The sequence below is a fragment of the Paenibacillus aceris genome (assembly GCF_017874035.1).
In the GTDB taxonomy this organism is placed as follows: domain Bacteria; phylum Bacillota; class Bacilli; order Paenibacillales; family NBRC-103111; genus Paenibacillus_E; species Paenibacillus_E aceris.
Window position 1 is genome coordinate 392,356 of the sequence record NZ_JAGGKV010000005.1, and the last position, 19,594, is coordinate 411,949.

The following is a 19,594-nucleotide window of genomic DNA, read 5'->3' on the forward strand; positions in this document are numbered from 1 at the left end:
TGAAATAACGCAGAACATTGGTTAGACAAACTAGGGAGCAGATCGCCGCGGTAGAGAAGAGGTCAATTAAGAATTGGAGAGAAATTTCTTTCAACAAAAAGAAAATGGCGTGCCAAATTGATAATCAATTTGACACGCCATTCTTACGTTAATTCAATATCATTCGGGCTACCACTGCCAAGTCTTCAATATCGACTTTACCATCACCGTTGACATCTGTCTTTTTGTACTCGCTCCAATTCGGATCATTGGAAGTTTTTCCATATGCGGCAGCTACGATGCCAAGATCACCGATCGCAACGTGTCCATCGCCGTTGACATCGCTAGATTGAGTTTTATTGACCGAATCAATAAAGGTTTGAAGCGCTAGGTTAAGCTCTGTTGCTGCTTGATCGATCTGCTGTTGGGAAGCATTCGGATTGTTCAGAACCGATTTTGCTTTCTCGATCGCTGACAGCAATACTGCCTTAGATCCTAACGGATATTGATTCACTTCTGATCCTTCCACAGCGGCATCAAACTTCGCTTGTGCTGCTGCGATAGCGGCGCTCAGCGCTGCTCGGTCACTTGCTTGAATGTCTATACTCACTGCTACATTGCCGAGTGTGCTTTCCTCCCCTAGGCCATTCGAGATAACGACATTGGCTAAACCGATGACGGCTGGTTGAGAGGAAGATTTCGCCTTAAAGTGGAGCTTCAGCAGATCGCCGTTGGCATGAATGGCATTATCTGCCCCTATACTGGCCAGCAAGATGCGCACGCGACCGGATGTTTCGTTTTTACCGGCGATGGCTAATCCCTGCTGAATGGGCTCTGCATCAACAAACTCTACCTGTGCAGGATCGAAGGTAACCGTGATGTCTTGTGCATAAATACTTTGAGTGACGCTCAAATGGTTGAGACCGTAAGTGAGATCAAAGGACTGTCCAGCTTGCACGCTGTTTGCCCCTTTGAGTGTAGCAATCGGTGCTGCCGACTGTTCGGCGGAAGGTTTAAGCTGAGGAGTAATAGTCGGTCCCCACACTTCCATGGCATCGATACCGCTGGCTTGCGGTACAAAATGAACGCGATCAATCGCAAGCTTGCGCGGTTCAGTTGTACCAGCCTTGTAATGCGTGTGATACACCATGAACAATTCCGTGCCATCCGGTGAATAGATCAAGGAATGATGTCCAGCGCCAGGTACAATGGTGTTGGACTTCATGATCGGATTATACGTGTATTTCGTCCAAGGCCCCATTGGAGTCGGAGCCGTTGCATAGCCCACGCCATAATCCGGGCTTTCGAAATGATTGCCGGAATAGGTCAAGTAGTAGGTACCATTATGCTTGATCATAAACGGCCCCTCATTAATACTTGCAACCGGCTGTTTTTGACTGCGTTCCCAATCTTGTGTAGCCCGGAACACGAATTGCACCGTTTCTTCCTTCATGCTCTTCATATCGTCATTCAACTCAGCCATCCAAATTTCATTGCCTTGATTGAATCTGACGAAGTAGATGTACTTTTTGCCGTTATCGTCTGTAAAAATATGCGCATCGATTTCCGGTGTGTTCAGATGCATCGGTTGTTTGACGTCTTGGACGAACGGCCCTAATGGGGAGCTGCTTGTCGCAACCGCAAGCCTCTCATTGACTACATAGTACATGTAGAATGTCCCGTCTTTTTCCACGACCTCTGGTGCCCAAAAGCCGCTAGTCCCCCAAGAATCGGACTGCTTTAACGCCAATTCTTTCTGTTCCGACCAATTTACCAAATCCGTTGAGGTATATACCTTGAATCCCAATGACGACTTATTGGGATCCGTATTCGTCCCATACAAGTAATACATGCCGTCATGCTGCAGTACGAAGGGGTCCGCAATATTAGGCAACACAGAGTTGGTATAAGTAGGCCCAGTTATTGAATCGTGGTAGGAAGATACTTTGATGTTGTCAAATCTGGCATCTGCATTCCATGTGCGCAGTCCGATAGCACCGGTAGCCATATGCGAGGCATCCAACAAGTCAAATTTCGGATACCCGTTGACGTTGAGCGGATTGTCGTTCACATAAACCTGAATGTGATCTTCGTTCGCAACGACCTTAATGTGGTATGGCTCGTTTGCAAGAATCGGCAGCTTTTTGGAAGCAAGCTCTTGCCACTGGCCTTTCGACATTTGACCGAGTACGGCCGATTGTGCGGAAGCGTTAATACCTACATAATATCCGTCTAAGTTATCCGCGCCATTTGCAATGTTCGATGCTCTGAAAATAAACCCAGCTTCGTTTCCGCTTGTAATTTGCACATCGCCCTCAAGCACGAAGTCTGTAAAGCTTTTGCTGTTAAGCACCGCTTTATAGCCGGGACCGCTGTTTACCGCATACTGTCCGTTAGAGACGGTCCAATTACCTTCGTACGTAGACCATCCTTCAGCCGATGATCCGCTAAAGTCGTTCGCGTACAGGATCTCCGGCACAGGCTCGGAGTTCGGCACGGTTACAATAGCTTGCGAGCGGAAGTCACCGCTTGTAGATACCGCTTCAATGACCGCTCTGCCTGGCGCTAACGCCGTTACTAATCCGCTGCTGCTGACGGTAGCGATCTCCGGATTGCTGGAGGTCCAAGTCACTTCCTCGCCGCTTGCTCCAAGGTTGTGAAGTTGGGCTGTCTTTCCTGATTCAAGTGTCAGCTTCTTCTGATCAAGATCAACGCCGCCTTGAATGGATCTGACAGCGAAATAATCGAATCGGGCATCTATCCGATTGTTTGTTGCAACGATATTGTTTGCGTAAAACCCGACTTTGATATTTTTTAAATTCGCAGTGACAGGGTTGGATGCCTGGATCCAGTCATATCCATCCCAATAATAGGTTGTATAGACATTCCCCATTTTCTTGATTTTGAGCGTCATCGTATCGTCGCCGGGATGAGCCGCCTCATTGCTTGGTTTCTTGTAAATGCCGCCAAGTTCATAAGCGGATTCTATAATTCTTCCATTCGCATATACATGACCAAGCTTTACGAAATTATCCGCATCCTGCCAGACGAAGAGACCGCCTTGCTGGTGATTTAAGGCAATAGGTGCCGTAACTTTCGTAACGATCTCAAAATCCCCATTAGCCTGCACATCTCTCAGGAAGACATTGTTTTGACTATTGTTATCTTGATAGACATCTGTAGGCGTCGTATGAATAGTCATCGAACCCGGAGTTTGAGTCAAGCTCCAATTGCCTTTGCTTTCCTGGAAAATTGACCATGCCGGGTCGAGCGCCTGACTATCAAAGGAATCAACGGTAAACTTCGATAAATCCGGTTCTCCAGGCGATTGACGTACAGTAACTTGACATTCACCAATGACTGAGCCGTTATCGGCACTTATAACTCGAATTGTTGTCGTTCCCGGTTTCAATCCCTTGACCGTCAGCATGGTGCTTCCTGTAGCTGTATCCTTGCTGTCTTGGGTAACCGTCGCCACTTCAGGCGATGTTGAAGTTACCACGACGTTCTTGTTTGTTCCGATTAACGGTCTGACAGATGCAATCAAGGAAGCAGATTCTCCGGCACCCATCGTCACGGTTTGATTATCCAGTGCAATGCTTTCTACCGGCGCTGAAACATCATTCTTTTCCAGAGACTCAAGAATGATGTAATCCAGTTGGGCAAAATTCAGTTTGCTGGTTAAACGGATTTTGTTAATCCCGGCATGCAGGTTAACATCCATAGATACCGGATTAAAGCCTTTCCACCCAAAGTTTTTATAAGTGATCGTCTGGCCCGTACCGCCATTGACCGAAACTTCATGCTGCGCAGAAGCGCCTCCAGCTGTACCATTGTCAGCCATGACAATGAGCGAATAATCGCCGGCTTCCTTGACATCGACCGCAAACTCCGCATAATCTTTCCCAGGCTGATCCAAATGACCGACTACTTTATCTCCCGATGCATTATCGGAAGAAGTAATGGCCGCCGAGCCGCCGATGAGTGCGTTTTCAGCTTCATATTTGTATCTTGTTACACTCGGAGTGCTAGAAGGCTCCTCCATGGAAGCGCCATAAGCGGCAGGCGTTCCGAAATTCGGAGTGCCGTCTTCATTCCACGTGAATTTTTGCGCCCGGACACTGCGATTTCCCCAGCTTCCTCCGGAGAATTGATCGGCGTGATATACGATCCAGTCCTCTTTTCCATCGGGAGAAGTGGTGAACGTGTTATGACCGGGGCCGTACGCTGTAGGTACTTTGCTGAAAACAGGGCCAGACTTGCTCCAGGAAGCAGGGTTCAATACATTGCCATCCGTATTGCTTAGCATGCCGAGCGTATAATCGTCCGTCCAGCTGCCGCTGGCCGAGTAAACGATAAATAGTTTACCGTCTTTTTTCAAAATCTCCGGTCCTTCGTTGATATAAGGCGTACCTTTGCGCTCCCAGTCTTGATCCGGCGTAGAGATTTGAACTCTCGGACCACTGATTGTCCAAGGATTGCTCATTGGAGCGATATAAATGTTCTGCTTCACATTGACATCGCCTTCCCAGCCTGACCATACAAAATACTTGGTATTGTCGTCTTTGACAAGAACGGTTCCGTCAATAGCCCACTTGTTCGCGCTGTCCGATATTTTCCCTTTTAACGTATATGTCCCTTGCGGATCTTGGGAGTTTCCTTCCAGCACATACATCCTGTGATTTTCGTTTGCGCCGTCATCTGCAGCAAAGTAGATGTACCATTTGCCATCCAGATATTGAAGCTCGGGCGCCCATAGTTCCTTTGAATAGGGTTGGCCGCTTGGCGGCGAATAAACAGTCACTCTGGGGACTGAGCCGATATCCTGCAATCTTTTTGCCTTCGAAATTGATATAGACGCATCTCTGTTGGATTTTACATAGTAATAATAGCCATCTTTAAATACGATGCTCGGATCAGCTGAGCCGCCGCTGCTGTTGGAAACAGGAACGATAGGGTTATTAAAAGAAGTGCTTGCCTGAACCGTCACTTCAGCGGATGCCGTAGCCCCGCCGTCCTTAGCGGTAGCAGTAATCGTTGCGCTTCCGGTGTTTACCCCCGTTACAACGCCATTGTTATCCACGGTTGCTACAGCAGAGTTGCTGGATTTCCAGGATACTTCCTGATTACCGGCATCTACCGGTTTAAACTCAGGAACAAGGGTTTCCTTCGCGCCAACCTTCAAAGAGACAGCGCTCTGCTTCAGGGAGATAGACTCTACAGCTTTTCCGGAATATACAGGCAGTAACGCTTGCTTCGGCATGCCTGGTCCCGACCATCGGATGTGCAGGCTGGAAGTTCCGGTTCCATGCACGTATTCAATTTTGACTGGCAGCTCCTGGCCTTCTGTCAATGTCGCTTTTCCGCTTGCTTCTTCTCTTGAAGGGCTGGTTTTATCTACAACTAACGAATCCCCAACCCATACTTTTGCAATATTGTCACTATCCGCATAGAACGTATATTCACCTGTAGCGGCCGGCTCAACGGTACCTGTCCAGCGGACTGAAAAATGGTCCTCGCCAATGCCTGCGGATGCGTCAGGCGAACCCGTTCCTTTCTCATCGCCTAAATCAAAATCGATACGCGGGGTAATGGAGCTTTTCACCAGATTCGTAAATTGCTCATCTCCATAATACTGGACGCGGAAAACCGGCATCGAATCAAAGGCATCACCTTTCAGCGCCTTTACGTCTTTGACATCCCAAGGGTGGCCGTCGGGATACACAATACCATGGAAGGGTACCGCAGGTTCGGAAGTCGCCGGATTAACGTCCGTACCCCATGGGAAACGCGTGTTATCTCTGCCGATCCCAAGCTCCCACATGACATATCCGATGCCTTTGTTACCGTAATGCTCGACAATGCCCGGGACACTCTGATTAAGTCGATTCATTGTCTCATCGGCAAGAATGGAACTCTTTACACCGAACGGGGTAGGATAATCGGCATCATACGGATGCCAGGTAACAAAGTCGGAGAAGGGGCCTCCCGTGAACTGACCGCCAGTTGAAGATACAGGAAGCGTAGAGCCCGTCTCCTTAATCCACATTCTCGAATCGTTCATGAGCTGTTTGGTTACGCGATCCATGAGGCCGGATTCCCCATTACTGGGTTCATTGTAGATGTTCCAGAAAGCGATCCTTGGATCATCCTTATGCGCATTGACGATGCCCTGCACATAATCCTTGAGATCCTGCTTGTTTGCTTCGTAGTTTGCCTTAATATCATCTCCAGGAGCTTCCATCCATCGGCTGTTATGGGCTCCATATCGAGGCGCTTCCTGCGGTCCTAAATGCGGATGATCATCCCAGCAGTCATCAAAGAATACGAACTCCGTTTTAATGCCGTATTTATCGGTTAGTTGAAGGAAGTCCTCGATGTTGTTCAACATCGTTTCTTTGTCTTTTTTCCAAACCAGATTATGAAGGAAAACCCTTACAAAATTAATTCCATATGCCTTCGCGTAGGAAAGCTCCCTGTCATTAATGTCATGGTCGTACTCCTCCCACTGCTGCACCTGATTCACTGCGTTAGTGGGCACGAAAACGGCCCCTTTTACCCATGACCAATCGTAGCTCGGCTGTGTGTAGGGCCCCAGATCCGTTACCTTCAAATTGTCATAGGTCGCATTCGTCCAAAAGGACCTGACTCCGATAGCCCCCTGGGTAAAAGTAGAATCTACTGCACTGAGTACATGGCTGCCATCGATATAAATATCAATATTGCTTCCTTTGACTTCCACCTTCATACGGTAAACTTTATTTTGTTGAACCGTAAAAGGGATGGAGGCTAGTTCCGTCCAATTGTTATTCATTTTCCCCAGTTGAACAAGATTATTTACCGTTATGCCAGCATAATAGCCTTGTAAGTTGTCCGCTCCGACAGATGGGGTGTTGACCCTGAAAATAAGTCCGGCATTATCTGAATTGACGCCATCCTTGATGGAGATATCGGCTTCATACACAAAGTTGCTGAAGGATGTTCCGTTTGCAACGGCCTTGAATCCGGCCCCCTTATCGGTATGATAAGCTCCATCTGAAGCATTCCAGGATCCCCCGTACGTCGTCCACCCATCGGCGTTGCGATCATTAAAATCATCTTGGAACAAGATGGAATCGTCTCCTGCGGCCATTACGGCCTCCATAGGGGCTGTGAATGTTAGTACCATGCTGGCAATCAAGGCAGATGATACAATCTTTTGAATTTTATTGGGGATGCAAGTTAACCTTTTCTTCAAGCTACTTCCTCCAGTCACTTGATATATTTCCGTATGTACCAGATACATTATGTAGCAGATTCGCGAAATTGTATTTGTATTATTCCGTGTTTTTATCTGTTTTTACAATCTTTTTGCTTAAATAATTACACTTTAATTCTAGTGCCGGGTTACATGCAGGTTATTCTTCAACCCAAGTATGGTTTCATGCACCTTGAGGTTGAATGAATAGAAAAAATAAACCGGTACTCCGATGGAGTGCCGGTTTATTTTTTCTACTCACGTTTGATAAATAATTTAAAAACGCTATTTTTCAAATAGTCCAATGAATAGAACACAGGTCTATCCGTTTCGTCGAAATGGAGTTGCTTTAATAAGATAATTTCGCTGCCAAGCACGTTCACAGCGTTCTGACCCATTTCTTCGGAATGGCTTAATGCACAGATTTCTGTGATGGCGTAGGCAATGCTGATTCCCATCTTGCTCTTTAGAAAATCAAAGATCGCACCGGAAAATTCCCCGTCGAAATGTATTGGCATTCGCTCAATTTTTCTTGAAAAAGCAAGGCAGATCGATAGAACTTTAAGTTTAAATGGAGGAACCCATGAACATGGAGAGACCGATGATCCAAATTTCAAATGTATCCAAACGCTTCGGAGACTTCGAGGCGATCAAACAAGTGTCTCTCGACATTCCTGAGGGCAGCTTCACTACACTCCTAGGGCCAAGCGGATGCGGCAAAACGACATTAATGCGGATGATCGCCGGGTTCTATGAACCGGATGCCGGAGACATTTATATAGAAGGTAACAAAGTCAATGGGATGCCCGCATTTAAGCGTAATACACCTCTCGTTTTTCAGGAGTATGCTCTTTTTCCTCATATGACGGTTTACGAGAATATTTCGTATGGATTAAAACAGCAGAAGCCTTCTCGTCAAGAAGTGAGGGATAAAGTGGATACCATGCTGAGCATGTTTGGACTTCAAGGGTTACAGGACAGACTTCCCAGAGCGTTGAGCGGTGGGCAGCAGCAGCGTGTCGCTTTTGCAAGAGCGCTTATCATGGGACAGAAGGTTCTATTAATGGATGAACCGCTTAGTAATCTGGATGCAAAAATGAGAGTTGAAGTGAGAGATGAACTTAGAGAACTTCAGCAGCGCTTGGGCATAACGGCCATTTTTGTTACGCATGATCAGGATGAAGCTTTGGCGATTTCAGATCGAATTGCTGTGTTCAACAATGGGCGTGTCAGCCAAGTCGGAACACCGTGGGACATTTATTTTAAACCTGAAAGTAAATTTGTAGCTGATTTCGTTGGAACTGCAAATTTTATAGAGGGTGAAATTATGGCTGAAGAGGGGGATGACCTCGTTGTTAAATGTGGCGTTATTTGGCTGCGGGTACATCGAAACCAATATTCCTTTCGGCCAGGTGACCGAGTAACTCTTGTGATCAGACCGGAATGCTTCTCCATTATTGAGAAACCGGTTGCCGGTGATAATGTTTGGACTGGAGTCATACAGAGAAGCAGCTTTCTAGGGCGAATGATTCGCTATTGGGTCGATGCTTCCCCATTTCAATGGATTGTCGAAGATTCAAGTCCAAGCGTACGTGGCTATCTGCAAGGAACTGTGCATCTAGCTGTGGACAAGCATAACATTCATTTACTGCCGTTAGACAAGTAAGGAAATATAAAATGAACCCTAGAGGTGACAGGAATATGCCGAGTGCAAAAGTTCAATTTCTAAATGTCGGGTGGGGGGATGCTCACCTTATTCAGCTGCCTTCCGGTGGTATTTGTTTAATTGACGGGGGAGATGGTACGTTCTCCGAAGATCAGGACCATCCATTAACTTGGATGAACCGCAATGAGATCGATCGACTGGATTGGATGCTCCTTACACATATTCACGAAGATCATGTCAACGGGCTCTTAGATGTGGCTAAAGCTAAACGGGTCCTCAAGGCGGTGCTTCCTTATGAGCCTTTTGAGCTTCCTCCCGATCAGCTGGTTCAAGAGCTAGGGGACGATTTTACTTGGAGAGTATACCGCATGTTGGCATCTTATCTGGAGTTAGTACAGATCTTAAGCGAGCAGGGGACTGAGATCAAGTGGCGCAACGAGTATGGATCGAGCGATCAATCCGTTATCTGGTCGGAGGAAGGCATTACCTTAACCCATCTGTATCCTTGGAAAGGCGATCCTCTCCCGGCACACGAGGTACTCATGAAAGCTTTGGCTGCGGATGCGAGGGTGAACTTGCCGCGTTTCTTTGAATTATCTAATCATGATAGCTCTGTATATCGACTTAGTATCATGCAAGAGCCCCATTCGAGCGTTCTATTCGGCGGGGATCAACTGGAGCCTGGATGGGAACGTCTGGCACAGCGTACTGATCTTAGAAGCAGAATCTGGAAGGTTTCCCATCATGGGATGGAGGATGGCTTCAATTCGCGCATCCTATCATGGATTCAACCTGAACACTGCATCATTCCCGTTAGCGTATAGAGCTCTCATGCTCTGAAAGGGAAATGGCAAGAACTATATTCATGTACGAATGCTGCCTTTCATTTGACGGGGAACTTTGCCAGCGGGAAAACGTGCCGCTTAGATAACGGATCGGTTCCAGTCGAAATCGGCTTCTAATAACAGTTTTTTAATGAAATGTGCTTTGCGGCTTAATGATGTTGAAGGGGAATAGGCAAATGCTAGGTAACGAAGTCAGCTTTATACTTGCTTTTTTAGCAGGATTATTGGGAGTTATACAAGGGATGATGAATGCACACATCGGGAAAGTACAAGGGCAATATGGGATGATTATTGGTGTTTCCACGGCACAAATTGCCGTCGCCTCCTTTTTACTATGGCGTATGAAGTCCGCTTCTCCCCTGCAGCTTCAAGTTGTTCCATGGATGGTGGTTGCCGGAGTTTTGGGCGTAGGTATTATGTTTGGTACTTCCTATGCCACGGGGAAAATTGGAACACTCCCTGTATTTGTCCTGATCATTGCCGGGCAAATGATTGCTTCTTCGGTTATCGATCATTTTGGGATTATGGGATTGCCTGAAACCCTTTTACTATTTCCAAATTTGGAAGTGTATTACTTATATTGGTCGGTGTGTTTTGCTTAATAAAATCATCCCGGTAATTCAATCAGACAGTTTGTGGGAGAAGGAGAGCATATGAACGAGCAGCAAAAGTATGAAGATGCAGTCATGCAGGATGCCATACGGTATGTGAAAGATACAGGCAAATTGATTATGGAACTCATGAAGATGCCTTTGCAAATTCAAGAAAAGAAGAATCAAGCGGATCTTGTGACGGAAGTAGATGTACGAATCGAGCACTTGCTGCGTAATCAAATTCATCGCGATTATCCGGATCATTGGATCTTATCGGAGGAAACAGACGGTGGGAGAGAAGATTCCCATCATGCACTAAAGCAACCGCCGGCGGGCTACGGATGGATTATTGACCCAGTTGATGGCACAATTAACTTTATTCACAACATAGCTCATTTTGCAATCTCTGTAGGTATTGTGAAAGATGGAATACCGGTAGGCGGAGTCGTTTATAATCCTGTAACCGATGAGCTCTACTCGGGTCGTAAGCAGGGGGGCGCATTTCTGAACGGGCGCCCCCTTCATGTCGGGCGGGAGCAAGATATTGCTCAGGCCTTGCTGGCTACTGGATTCCGGGCTATTGACTGGAAACCGAACTCCGTTGTCGTGGAACAAATCGGCAGAATGACAGGCAAGGTCCGAAGCGTGCGCATTATGGGGGCTGCCAGCCTTGACTTATGCTTAGTGGCGTCAGGGCGGTTGAGCGGATTTTGGCATGACGGACTATACCCCTGGGATGTCACTGCCGGAATGGTCATTTTGCAAGAAGCGGGCGGCGAACTAACGAATGCAGCTGGAAAGCCATTCGCATTAAGCGATGACACCCTGGTTGCATCCAATTCGTTTCTTCATCAAGAGATACTATCACTGTTGGTGTGATTTCAGTAGGCGTAACAGAAGGTAAACGCGGTAGTAGCTCACTCCTGATTTAGGGGTGAGCTTTATTTTACATAAAAATGAGTCGAATCCGATTGAAAGTGCTAAATAGCTGCATCTCAGTCTGATAGCACGGCAGCAGTGAACGACCCACATGTTAAAAAAAAACATCCTATCATAAATTTTTCCATCTGCGGAAACGAGCTTGTGCTTTACAATAATTAAAGTTGAAGTTGGAAGGAGTTGATCTGAATAATGCCATTTGGAAGCGGTTCCAAGGGGTGAGGTCTTTTGTAACCTATTTATTTGTACTTCACATGGAATGCAGTTGGTGACTTGACTCCCTCGTTTAATTGTTCGTATTTGACTCAAGGAGGCTCTAGGATGTCCTTTAAGATGTTTAAGCAACAAGTTTTAAAAAGGGTAGTAAGTTCTGTTCTTTCATTTGTACTTGTACTTTCGCTTCTCATTAGTGTTTTCCCAGCGACAACAGTTCTTGCAGCGTCGGGTGACAACTTAGATATACTGGACATAGAAGTGAACAAGCCGGCAAACGCAGTCGTTGATCTTAATTTTGCAACCATTGGCATATCTTTGCCTTACGGTACCTTATACCAAATGCTGAATGTTACAACAAACCCAGGCGCAACAGCGACACTTTACAGAAGTAACGAAACAACTACGATTCCTTTTGCTGCCAGCGGCATCAACAAGGGCGATGCCAAAATGGACCAATTATCAGCAAGCGGAACTACGTTGTATTATTTGGTTGTAACGGATAAGAATGCAAGCAGTAACAGCCGGAAATATACCATAACGGTTACGGTTGATAGTCAAGTGCCACCTATTACAGGTACTTTGGGCGCCAACGACAAGTATATCCCGCTCAATATTCGGGGAGGGGAAGATGTATGGGACGTTTTGGGAGCATCAAAAATTGGCAATGGCAACACTACGAGTTCTATAGAAGGTCCGGGCGCTCCTTCGTCTTATAGCGGGAAATCATGGTCGGAATCCGTCTATGATCGATCAGGGGACTACCCTGCAGCTTCGACGGTGAACGAGTCATGGCTGGGAGATAACATGTATTTGCAGACAATAGGTAAAAATGATGCGGGAATGCTTGCCAAATATGGGATTGCCAATGTTCCAGGCACCGACAAGCTCAATTCCGACATTTTGCGCTATCACGAATTTAAGCCTTTTGTTACACCGGACGGCGTGAGCCGGGATGATGGCGACCGTGGCGCCGTGGGCAGCGACCGCCAAAGGCTGGAGATTAAAAGTAACACCGACGCAGCCAATAGTGATGCAAATAGTGTGGGCGGCGACATTATGACCCACCACTGGAGACTCATGCTTCCATCGGAAACATTAAAGTTTCAGCAAGATGTTGGTGATAAGCATGCTGGTGATTTTATTGATCCGCACCGGTTTTGGCATATATTCCAATTGAAGGAAGTGGCCGGCAACGCGGCTGGACAGCCTGTGGCTACTCTTTCACTGGTTTCCAGTGATGGCAAAGGACAGCTTGAATTCAGGAACAATCCTGATTCCCTTTATGCGGATAGAATAAAGCCGTTGTTCACGATTCCATTTGACAAGGTGGCTGACCGTTGGCTTGATTTGGATGTCTCAATTTTGACAGCCGATCAGGGTTATATATACGGTAAGCTTGTCGACTTGGAGACAGGCGAGGTGCTGTTCCAAGGCGGTATGACGGCTGAGACTTACAGACGCCCTGAAGTAGCGAACCCGACTACCGGCCGTGTCGAGCGAGTTGACTTGCCTGCTGAAGCTGGTCAGCAAAACCGTTCCAAGTGGGGCCTGTACCACGGGCTGTATAACGGCGCAGCAGACGCGGCTTATGCTGACGAATTTCAAGCCTCAACGATGTATCTGTCGGATGTCTACCTGATCAAAAGGGATAAAGCCAGCTTTGTTTTTCCGGATGGCTGGGATCCCAAGACGCAAACCAAGAATGTTGTAGCATGGGCAAGACCTAAAGAAATCGCAGCTTCTGAAGGTACGGTTTTTAGCAGCTTGCCATTGCCATTACAGCTTGATGTTACCATGAGTACGGGGAATATCGAAAAGGTGAACGTAACATGGAGCCCGGAAGGCTATAAGCCTGACAGCACGGGGAAAAACAAGATATATGGCGACTTTAGCGGCTCAGGTTTTATGAACACCAGCAGCATCAGGCCTTATATTGAGGTTAACCTTTCCGATTATAAGAACTGGGCGGTAACTCCGGGGGCTAAGATTAAGGTCGTGTCCTCAGGAAGCATTGTCAAAGAAAACTTTATCGATAACGATGCAACCACCTACTGGCAGGCGAACAGTTCTCTAATAACAAAAGACGGAGGCAATCATCAATACTGGGCGGCTGTGCAGTTGGAGAAGAAAATTGATATTAGTAAAATTCAAATTGAATGGACAAATAACAGCAGCTATTTGAAAAATTACCAAGTGTACTATGCCAATGATGCAGCCGCTTATGACGAGCTTGTAGAGGGCAATAATTTCTCAACGAGTTCGAAGGGGACGGAGAAACCGCTTGAGACGGCACATGGAACCTCGTGGAAAGTTATCCCCGGCGTAGGGAAAACGACTCCACTTAGCAATAACGAAAAGGCTGACCGCACGTTGGCCGAGCCGGTTGCAGCTCAATATGTACTGCTAGTGTCCGATGTTAACAACACTCTGGATAGTGGCAAGGGGGCTGGAATACGGAGCAATGTATTCAACATCTTCGGAGAACCATCCAGATCAAGAGTCGAACTTGATGACTTGAAATTAGACGGTACGACGATAGCTAACTTCACACCAGGTCAAACCGCCTATACACAAATTCTTTCAGGCCAAGCCTCAACATTGCCAAAGGTAGAAGCGGTTGCCCCTGCGGGAATGAATACCGATATTGTGTATCCGTCTGACTACCGGTCCGGCGCTGTGACGGTAACGGTATCTGATCCTACTGGAGCTATAGGTGAAACGCAGTACACCATAAACTTTAGTTCCCCTGAAAATGTTACACTGGTAGATTCCGTATCTCTGAACAAGAGCAGCCTAAGCCTTGCCATAGGCAAGACAGAATCGCTAAGCGCTGAAGTATTGCCTGAAGAAGCAACCAATAAGACGGTAACTTGGGCATCCGACGACCCGTCAGTGGCAACTGTAGATGCTAACGGTCTGGTAACCGGCATAAGCGCGGGCACGGCTGTAATAACCGTTAAGATTGGAAGATTGAGCGCAACTACCTCGGTTAATGTTACAGGATCAGGAATAGTTGCAGGCTCGGTCAATTTATTGGACCCGTCCCGTTTTACACCGATCGTGGACGGGAATCTCAAGGTAAGCTCAGAAGATTCTGCTAATCATCCGGGAGCAGACGCCTTGCGATCGGGCGGCAGCGGATATTGGCGTAATTCAAGCTCGAATGTATATATGGGCAGCTATTCGCCATCCTCACTGGCTTTAACTCTTGACTTGGGCGCTCCCAAAACGATTAATAAGCTTCATCTTGAGATTCCTAACACCATCGCCAACATCCAAAGCAATGCAACAAGATTCGAGGTATATTACTCCAATAGCCTCAGTTCTTGGGCAAGTGCGCCTACGTCTTCCGACTCGGCGAACAATTACGACTGGAGGGCAAACGGCTGGACGCTGGCCGGCGGTACGGAAACGGAAGGCTTGTGGTCCTATGTAACCTATAACGGACAACAATGGGCCTATGATAACAAAACATTCCTGTTTCCGTTTACAGCTAGGTATGTAATGATCAATACGGTTCTGGTTGGACCCCGTGATAAACGGACAGACGATGCAGCATCCATGATGGGGATATCCGGCTTGAAAATTTACGGCAAAGATGCAGCTTCTAACAGTACCGCACTGGTGCCGTCTAACGGTACCTACAGTACGTGGGATCAGGTTGCTCCTATATCTACAATTATGAACCTTGCCGGCGGACAGACGCTTACAGGGATAACTGTGGAAGGCACTGCTCTGCGTCCAACAACTGATTACTCAGTATCAGACAATACGGTTACATTTGCATCCTCTTACTTGGCTAAATTGCCACTGGGCACAAAAGAATTTACGTTTAATTTCAACAACGGCAGCCCTTCCATATTCGCATTAGACGTAACGGCCCGCGGGAATGGAGCGAATGCGAAAACAATTAAGATGAACCCGATCGAAGGCGTATCTCCTTATAACGTATTGGGCGGCGCAATGGGTACCGACGAACCGGTAGAAGGCGTGACCAAGCGGATCAGGGACGCTTATCACGAATATTATGGCGATCAGCCACGGGCGACAGCGGCCGACGACCATATTACGAACGTATGGGACAGCGTTTTGAACAAAAATGTATTCAAGATCTTTGAATTCGGCAGAGGCGTGAACAATGAATTCGCGGATAAGGTCCGCGATGGCGAGTACGGCCATAAAGGTGTTTTCGATTGGGATAAAGGTTATGTTGTTGGCGGAGCGGCTATAAATGATAGGCAAAGGGTGGAAATTCGCCCAAGCGAAGATTCAAACAACGATTTTGTAGCCTATAATGGCGACCTGGTTTCCTATCAATGGAAATGGAATATACCGGATGGCAACCAGTGGAATCAGTCGAACTTCAGGCACATTTTCCAATTGAAGGCTGTGAATGCCCAGAAGGCTGATACCTTGCCGGGCGGCAACACGGGCGGTGAGAACGGCGCATACCTCCTCGCTTTCTCGATTTCCGGAACTTCCAGCAGGAATCTTGTTTTGAATCATAACCGTTCAGATGGCGATAAAAACCTTATGAGCATTCCGTTAAAAGAGATCGACGGCCACTGGATTCAGGTGGAGCTTAACGCGCTTATTTCAGACTCCGGCTGGTTAACCATTAAGATTACGGATATGGTAACGGGCAAGGTATACACCTTTGACAGCCCGGATGTTTATCAAGCGTTTGGCAATCAAGGCGCAGGAGATGGCACGAAGGATTTATGGAGAAGGCCGGAAAGAGGCGGCAACTTTGAAACAGAGTACCCGGCTACTTTTGACCAATATGAACGTCCCAAATGGGGGATTTACCGCAGCTCCAACGGCGGCAATAACTCTGCATTTGATGCTGGGCTGCAGCTTTCCGACATCACGATAACCAAAGTGGCGACAGGGATATCATCCGTCAACCTTGCGCTAAATAAACAAGCTTATAACGTAGGTCCGACAGCAGGCGCCAACCCGATCCAGATGCAATCGGCTGCGGGCAACGAATTCGGGAATGCCAATAAACTGACCAATGGCGTACCGCAAGACCCGACATTATGGGCTGTAACCAATGTGAGCAGTTTGGATCAAATCGGTAATTATTCATGGCTGGGAACGGATGGAGCGAGAAAAGGCAGCTTCGTAATCGACCTTGGAAAAGACATGGATTTTAGCCAAATCAGATTGTTTGCCAAATCGACGAGGTTAAAGGGTGCAACCGTATATGTATCTGATGATTTCCAAAACCATACCTCGGCGGCCGATTTTGACGCAATGAAATTTACGCAAGTTGATAAACGGACAGCCGATGGCTATACGTTTGCTACCGGCAACAACGGCGGTACAGACTCTGCAGACAGCTCGTACCCTATAAACCTTGGTAAAACCTATCATTCCAGATATATCAAGGTAACGGTAGAAAACGCATCCGGCGGCAACATAGGCACAGATCTAACAGGGCCTCCGCGCCTTACGCAAGCTCAAGTGTTTAATGCGCCGACGCCTCCACAGAATCTTAAATTGGATGCCAGCGGCTCAGCGAAAGTACTGAAGTGGGACTCCAGTACTTCGAGCGAAGGTTACACAGTTTATAATAACACAACGGTACTTGCTGACTTACCGGCAGGAGCAACAAGCTATGAGCTGCCTCCCAGCTTGACAGACTTATCCAAAGTAGCGGTAAGGTCCAAGGGAACGGACGTGTATTCACGCAAATTTATGATCTCGGCGCCAGCCTTATTGGCTGACTCGCCTGTCCTGCCGCAGATTGCAAGCATTACGCCGATCAGCCTCACAACAACAGTAGGAACGGCGCCTGTATTGCCTTCAGTAGTTACAGCGGTATACAGCGATAGCACAACGGCGCAGCTGCCTGTAACGTGGAACAGCATCAACGCATCCCAATATGAAACACCAGGAAGCTTTAGCGTACAAGGAACTGTAACCGACACAACTTATAAGGCTTTAGCTAATATTACGGTGATTCAAGTCGCTCCAGCTTCGATCCTAACGGGAACGAGTGTCGTTCATTCGGGCCAATCGTTTGATCTGACCTACGGATTAAGCAATCTGAATGCAAGCATCAACGGAGGCGTATATGCCGAAGAACTGAGCGTCGATTATGACCCGGCTCAATTACAGCTAGGCTCAGTAACTTCGTTGCTCGATGGTATTTTTGTGAGTCAGACGGGAACGCCTGGGCACATTCGCATCGTCTCTGCGAGTCAAGGCGCCGCCCATGCCATCACAGACAGCAATAGCGCAGCAATCTTGAAGCTGAGCTTCCAAGTGAATCCTGCAGCGCAGTCTGCGAGCAGCATCGTCACGTTGTCGGGCGTGGTCATCTCTGATGGCAACGGCGTAGAAACGCAAGTGCAAGGCGCGTCCCTAAGCGTACAAATTACGGCCGTAGATAAATCGGCGCTGAATACGCTGATATCAACCGCACAAGCGAAGTACGACGCTGCTGAGGAAGGAAGCAACGCTGGACAATATCCAGTTGGATCGAAAGCAGCTCTACAAGCGGCAATCGCTAAGGCACAAACCGTAGCCGGCAATGCCGAAGCCACAACGGATCAAGTTGACCAAGCGTATGCTGATTTGAACGCATCGCTGCAGGCTTTCCTTGCTTCGATCCATGTTGCCATACCAGGAGATCTGACCGGTGATGGCAGATACAGTATCGGCGATCTGGCTATTGTGGCTAGTCACTATGGCGAAAATCGGAGCAGTTCGAACTGGCTAGCAAGCGCGGATATCAATAACGATGGTGTGATTGATATTACCGATCTTGCGGCTGTGGCGCAAAAAATTACTTTACAGCAGTAGTCGTCTTTATAAAAGGTAATCTTCAGCAGAGTCACCTGCTGGGGGTTGCCTTTTTTCTTTAGTTGAAATCGTAAAAAAAGACATGCCATCTTAATTTTACCCTTTGTGCGTGTTCGAAGAATATCTATAATGAAGTTGAATAAAAGAAGGCGCAGACGAATGTATGAATTCACTCTGTGCCTTCTTCTGCTTTTATACGATCAATTTGGTGTATGCAAGAGTCGAAAAAGTTCATTTAACTGTTAATGATCTTAAACACTCTGATAATGATATTTGATTCTCCCAAAAGCTTCTCAGTCCTACAATAGGGTATATAGAAACGGTTTCTATTCGATGGAAGCCGAGATGACTAGAAGTGGAGGAAACCCAGTGAGTACAAATCAATCCGCCGTTGTAAGCCGGGCGATCGTAAGAAAACAGAAGCAGCGCATTCAGTGGTTGCCCTACCTCTTAATTGCGCCAGCGATTGTCTTGATTATCGTCTTTTTGTTTTACCCTGTTGGGAATGTATTTTATTTTAGCTTGCAGAAGTTTAATCCCACGAAAGCTTACGAGAATGGATTTGTAGGGCTCGACAATTTTAAAGCCATCTTCACAACAGACAAATTATTTTTTTCAACCTTGTGGGTCTCAGCGAAATGGGTGTTCGTCGAGGTTGCTCTCCAGCTCATTCTTGGGTTAGGAATCGCGCTGATGCTGAATCAAGCTTTTAAATTTCGCGGATTATTCAGATCGGCAGCGATTTTGCCTTGGGCCATTTCAGGGGTTGTAACCTCCACCTTGTGGCAAATTTTATTCAACGAGCAAATTGGACCGCTCAATGATATCTTATTGAAACTAGGTCTTATCGATCATAAAATCGCGTGGCTTTCTGAAATAACCACCGCATTTCCTGCCATTGTAACAGCTGAATTATGGAGGGGAATACCCTTCTTCACCATCGCGTTACTCGCTGGTCTTCAAACAATCCCCGGTGATTTGTATGAGTCAGCAGTAGTGGACGGGGCGGGAAGATGGAAGTCCTTCATTCATATTACGCTTCCATATCTGAGAACGACTATTATTTTAACAACGCTGCTGCGAGCTGTTTGGGAATTCAATAACGTCGATCTAATCTTTGTAATGACGAACGGGACAGGTGGACCCATTGATTTAACGACAACTCTCCCCATGTATATCGTTAAGCAAGCGATTGTCGCGCAAGACTTTGGATACGGCTCGGCACTTACGGTTATTGGTTTTATCATTCTGCTGTTGTTTGCTGTGTTCTACTTGAAATTAAGCGGATATGGAAAGGAAGAGTAAG

8 protein-coding genes are annotated in these 19,594 nt (G+C 47.0%); 6 read left to right on the forward strand and 2 right to left on the reverse strand.

The genetic code is table 11. From position 1 onward, the window contains the following. Positions 1–148: 148 nt before the first annotated feature. Both J2Z65_RS12570 and J2Z65_RS12575 read right to left on the reverse strand, forming a co-directional pair. On the reverse strand, positions 149–7,216 hold the full coding sequence (locus J2Z65_RS12570) for a family 43 glycosylhydrolase (protein WP_167058739.1): 7,068 nt from the start codon (positions 7,214–7,216) through the stop codon (positions 149–151). Positions 7,217–7,470: 254 nt separating this feature from the next. Continuing rightward, positions 7,471–7,734, reverse strand: a complete 264-nt coding sequence (locus tag J2Z65_RS12575; protein ID WP_167058737.1) for a UTRA domain-containing protein — start codon at positions 7,732–7,734, stop codon at positions 7,471–7,473. Positions 7,735–7,805: 71 nt separating this feature from the next. On the opposite strand from J2Z65_RS12575, the gene J2Z65_RS12580 reads away from it, so the two are divergent. The 6 genes from J2Z65_RS12580 to J2Z65_RS12605 all read left to right on the forward strand — a co-directional run bounded on the left by J2Z65_RS12580 (position 7,806) and on the right by J2Z65_RS12605 (position 19,593). Continuing rightward, the gene (locus J2Z65_RS12580; RefSeq protein WP_205300985.1) at positions 7,806–8,882 is read left to right on the forward strand and encodes an ABC transporter ATP-binding protein; all 1,077 of its coding nucleotides are present in this window, start codon (positions 7,806–7,808) and stop codon (positions 8,880–8,882) included. Between the two features lie 35 nt (positions 8,883–8,917). Further along, a complete protein-coding gene (locus J2Z65_RS12585) occupies positions 8,918–9,706 on the forward strand; it encodes a ComEC/Rec2 family competence protein (protein WP_167058731.1) in 789 nt (262 codons plus the stop codon). A gap of 197 nt (positions 9,707–9,903) precedes the next feature. Continuing rightward, positions 9,904–10,329: a DMT family transporter gene (locus J2Z65_RS12590; RefSeq protein ID WP_167058728.1), complete on the forward strand. Its 426-nt coding sequence runs from the start codon at positions 9,904–9,906 to the stop codon at positions 10,327–10,329. Between the two features lie 51 nt (positions 10,330–10,380). Then, the gene (locus tag J2Z65_RS12595) at positions 10,381–11,199 is read left to right on the forward strand and encodes an inositol monophosphatase family protein (RefSeq protein ID WP_167058725.1); all 819 of its coding nucleotides are present in this window, start codon (positions 10,381–10,383) and stop codon (positions 11,197–11,199) included. A 381-nt stretch (positions 11,200–11,580) separates the two neighbouring features. Further along, positions 11,581–18,288, forward strand: a complete 6,708-nt coding sequence (locus J2Z65_RS12600; protein ID WP_209855872.1) for an Ig-like domain-containing protein — start codon at positions 11,581–11,583, stop codon at positions 18,286–18,288. 369 nt (positions 18,289–18,657) lie between these two features. Further along, positions 18,658–19,593, forward strand: a complete 936-nt coding sequence (locus J2Z65_RS12605; RefSeq protein ID WP_338111686.1) for a carbohydrate ABC transporter permease — start codon at positions 18,658–18,660, stop codon at positions 19,591–19,593. Position 19,594: the final 1 nt, after the last annotated feature.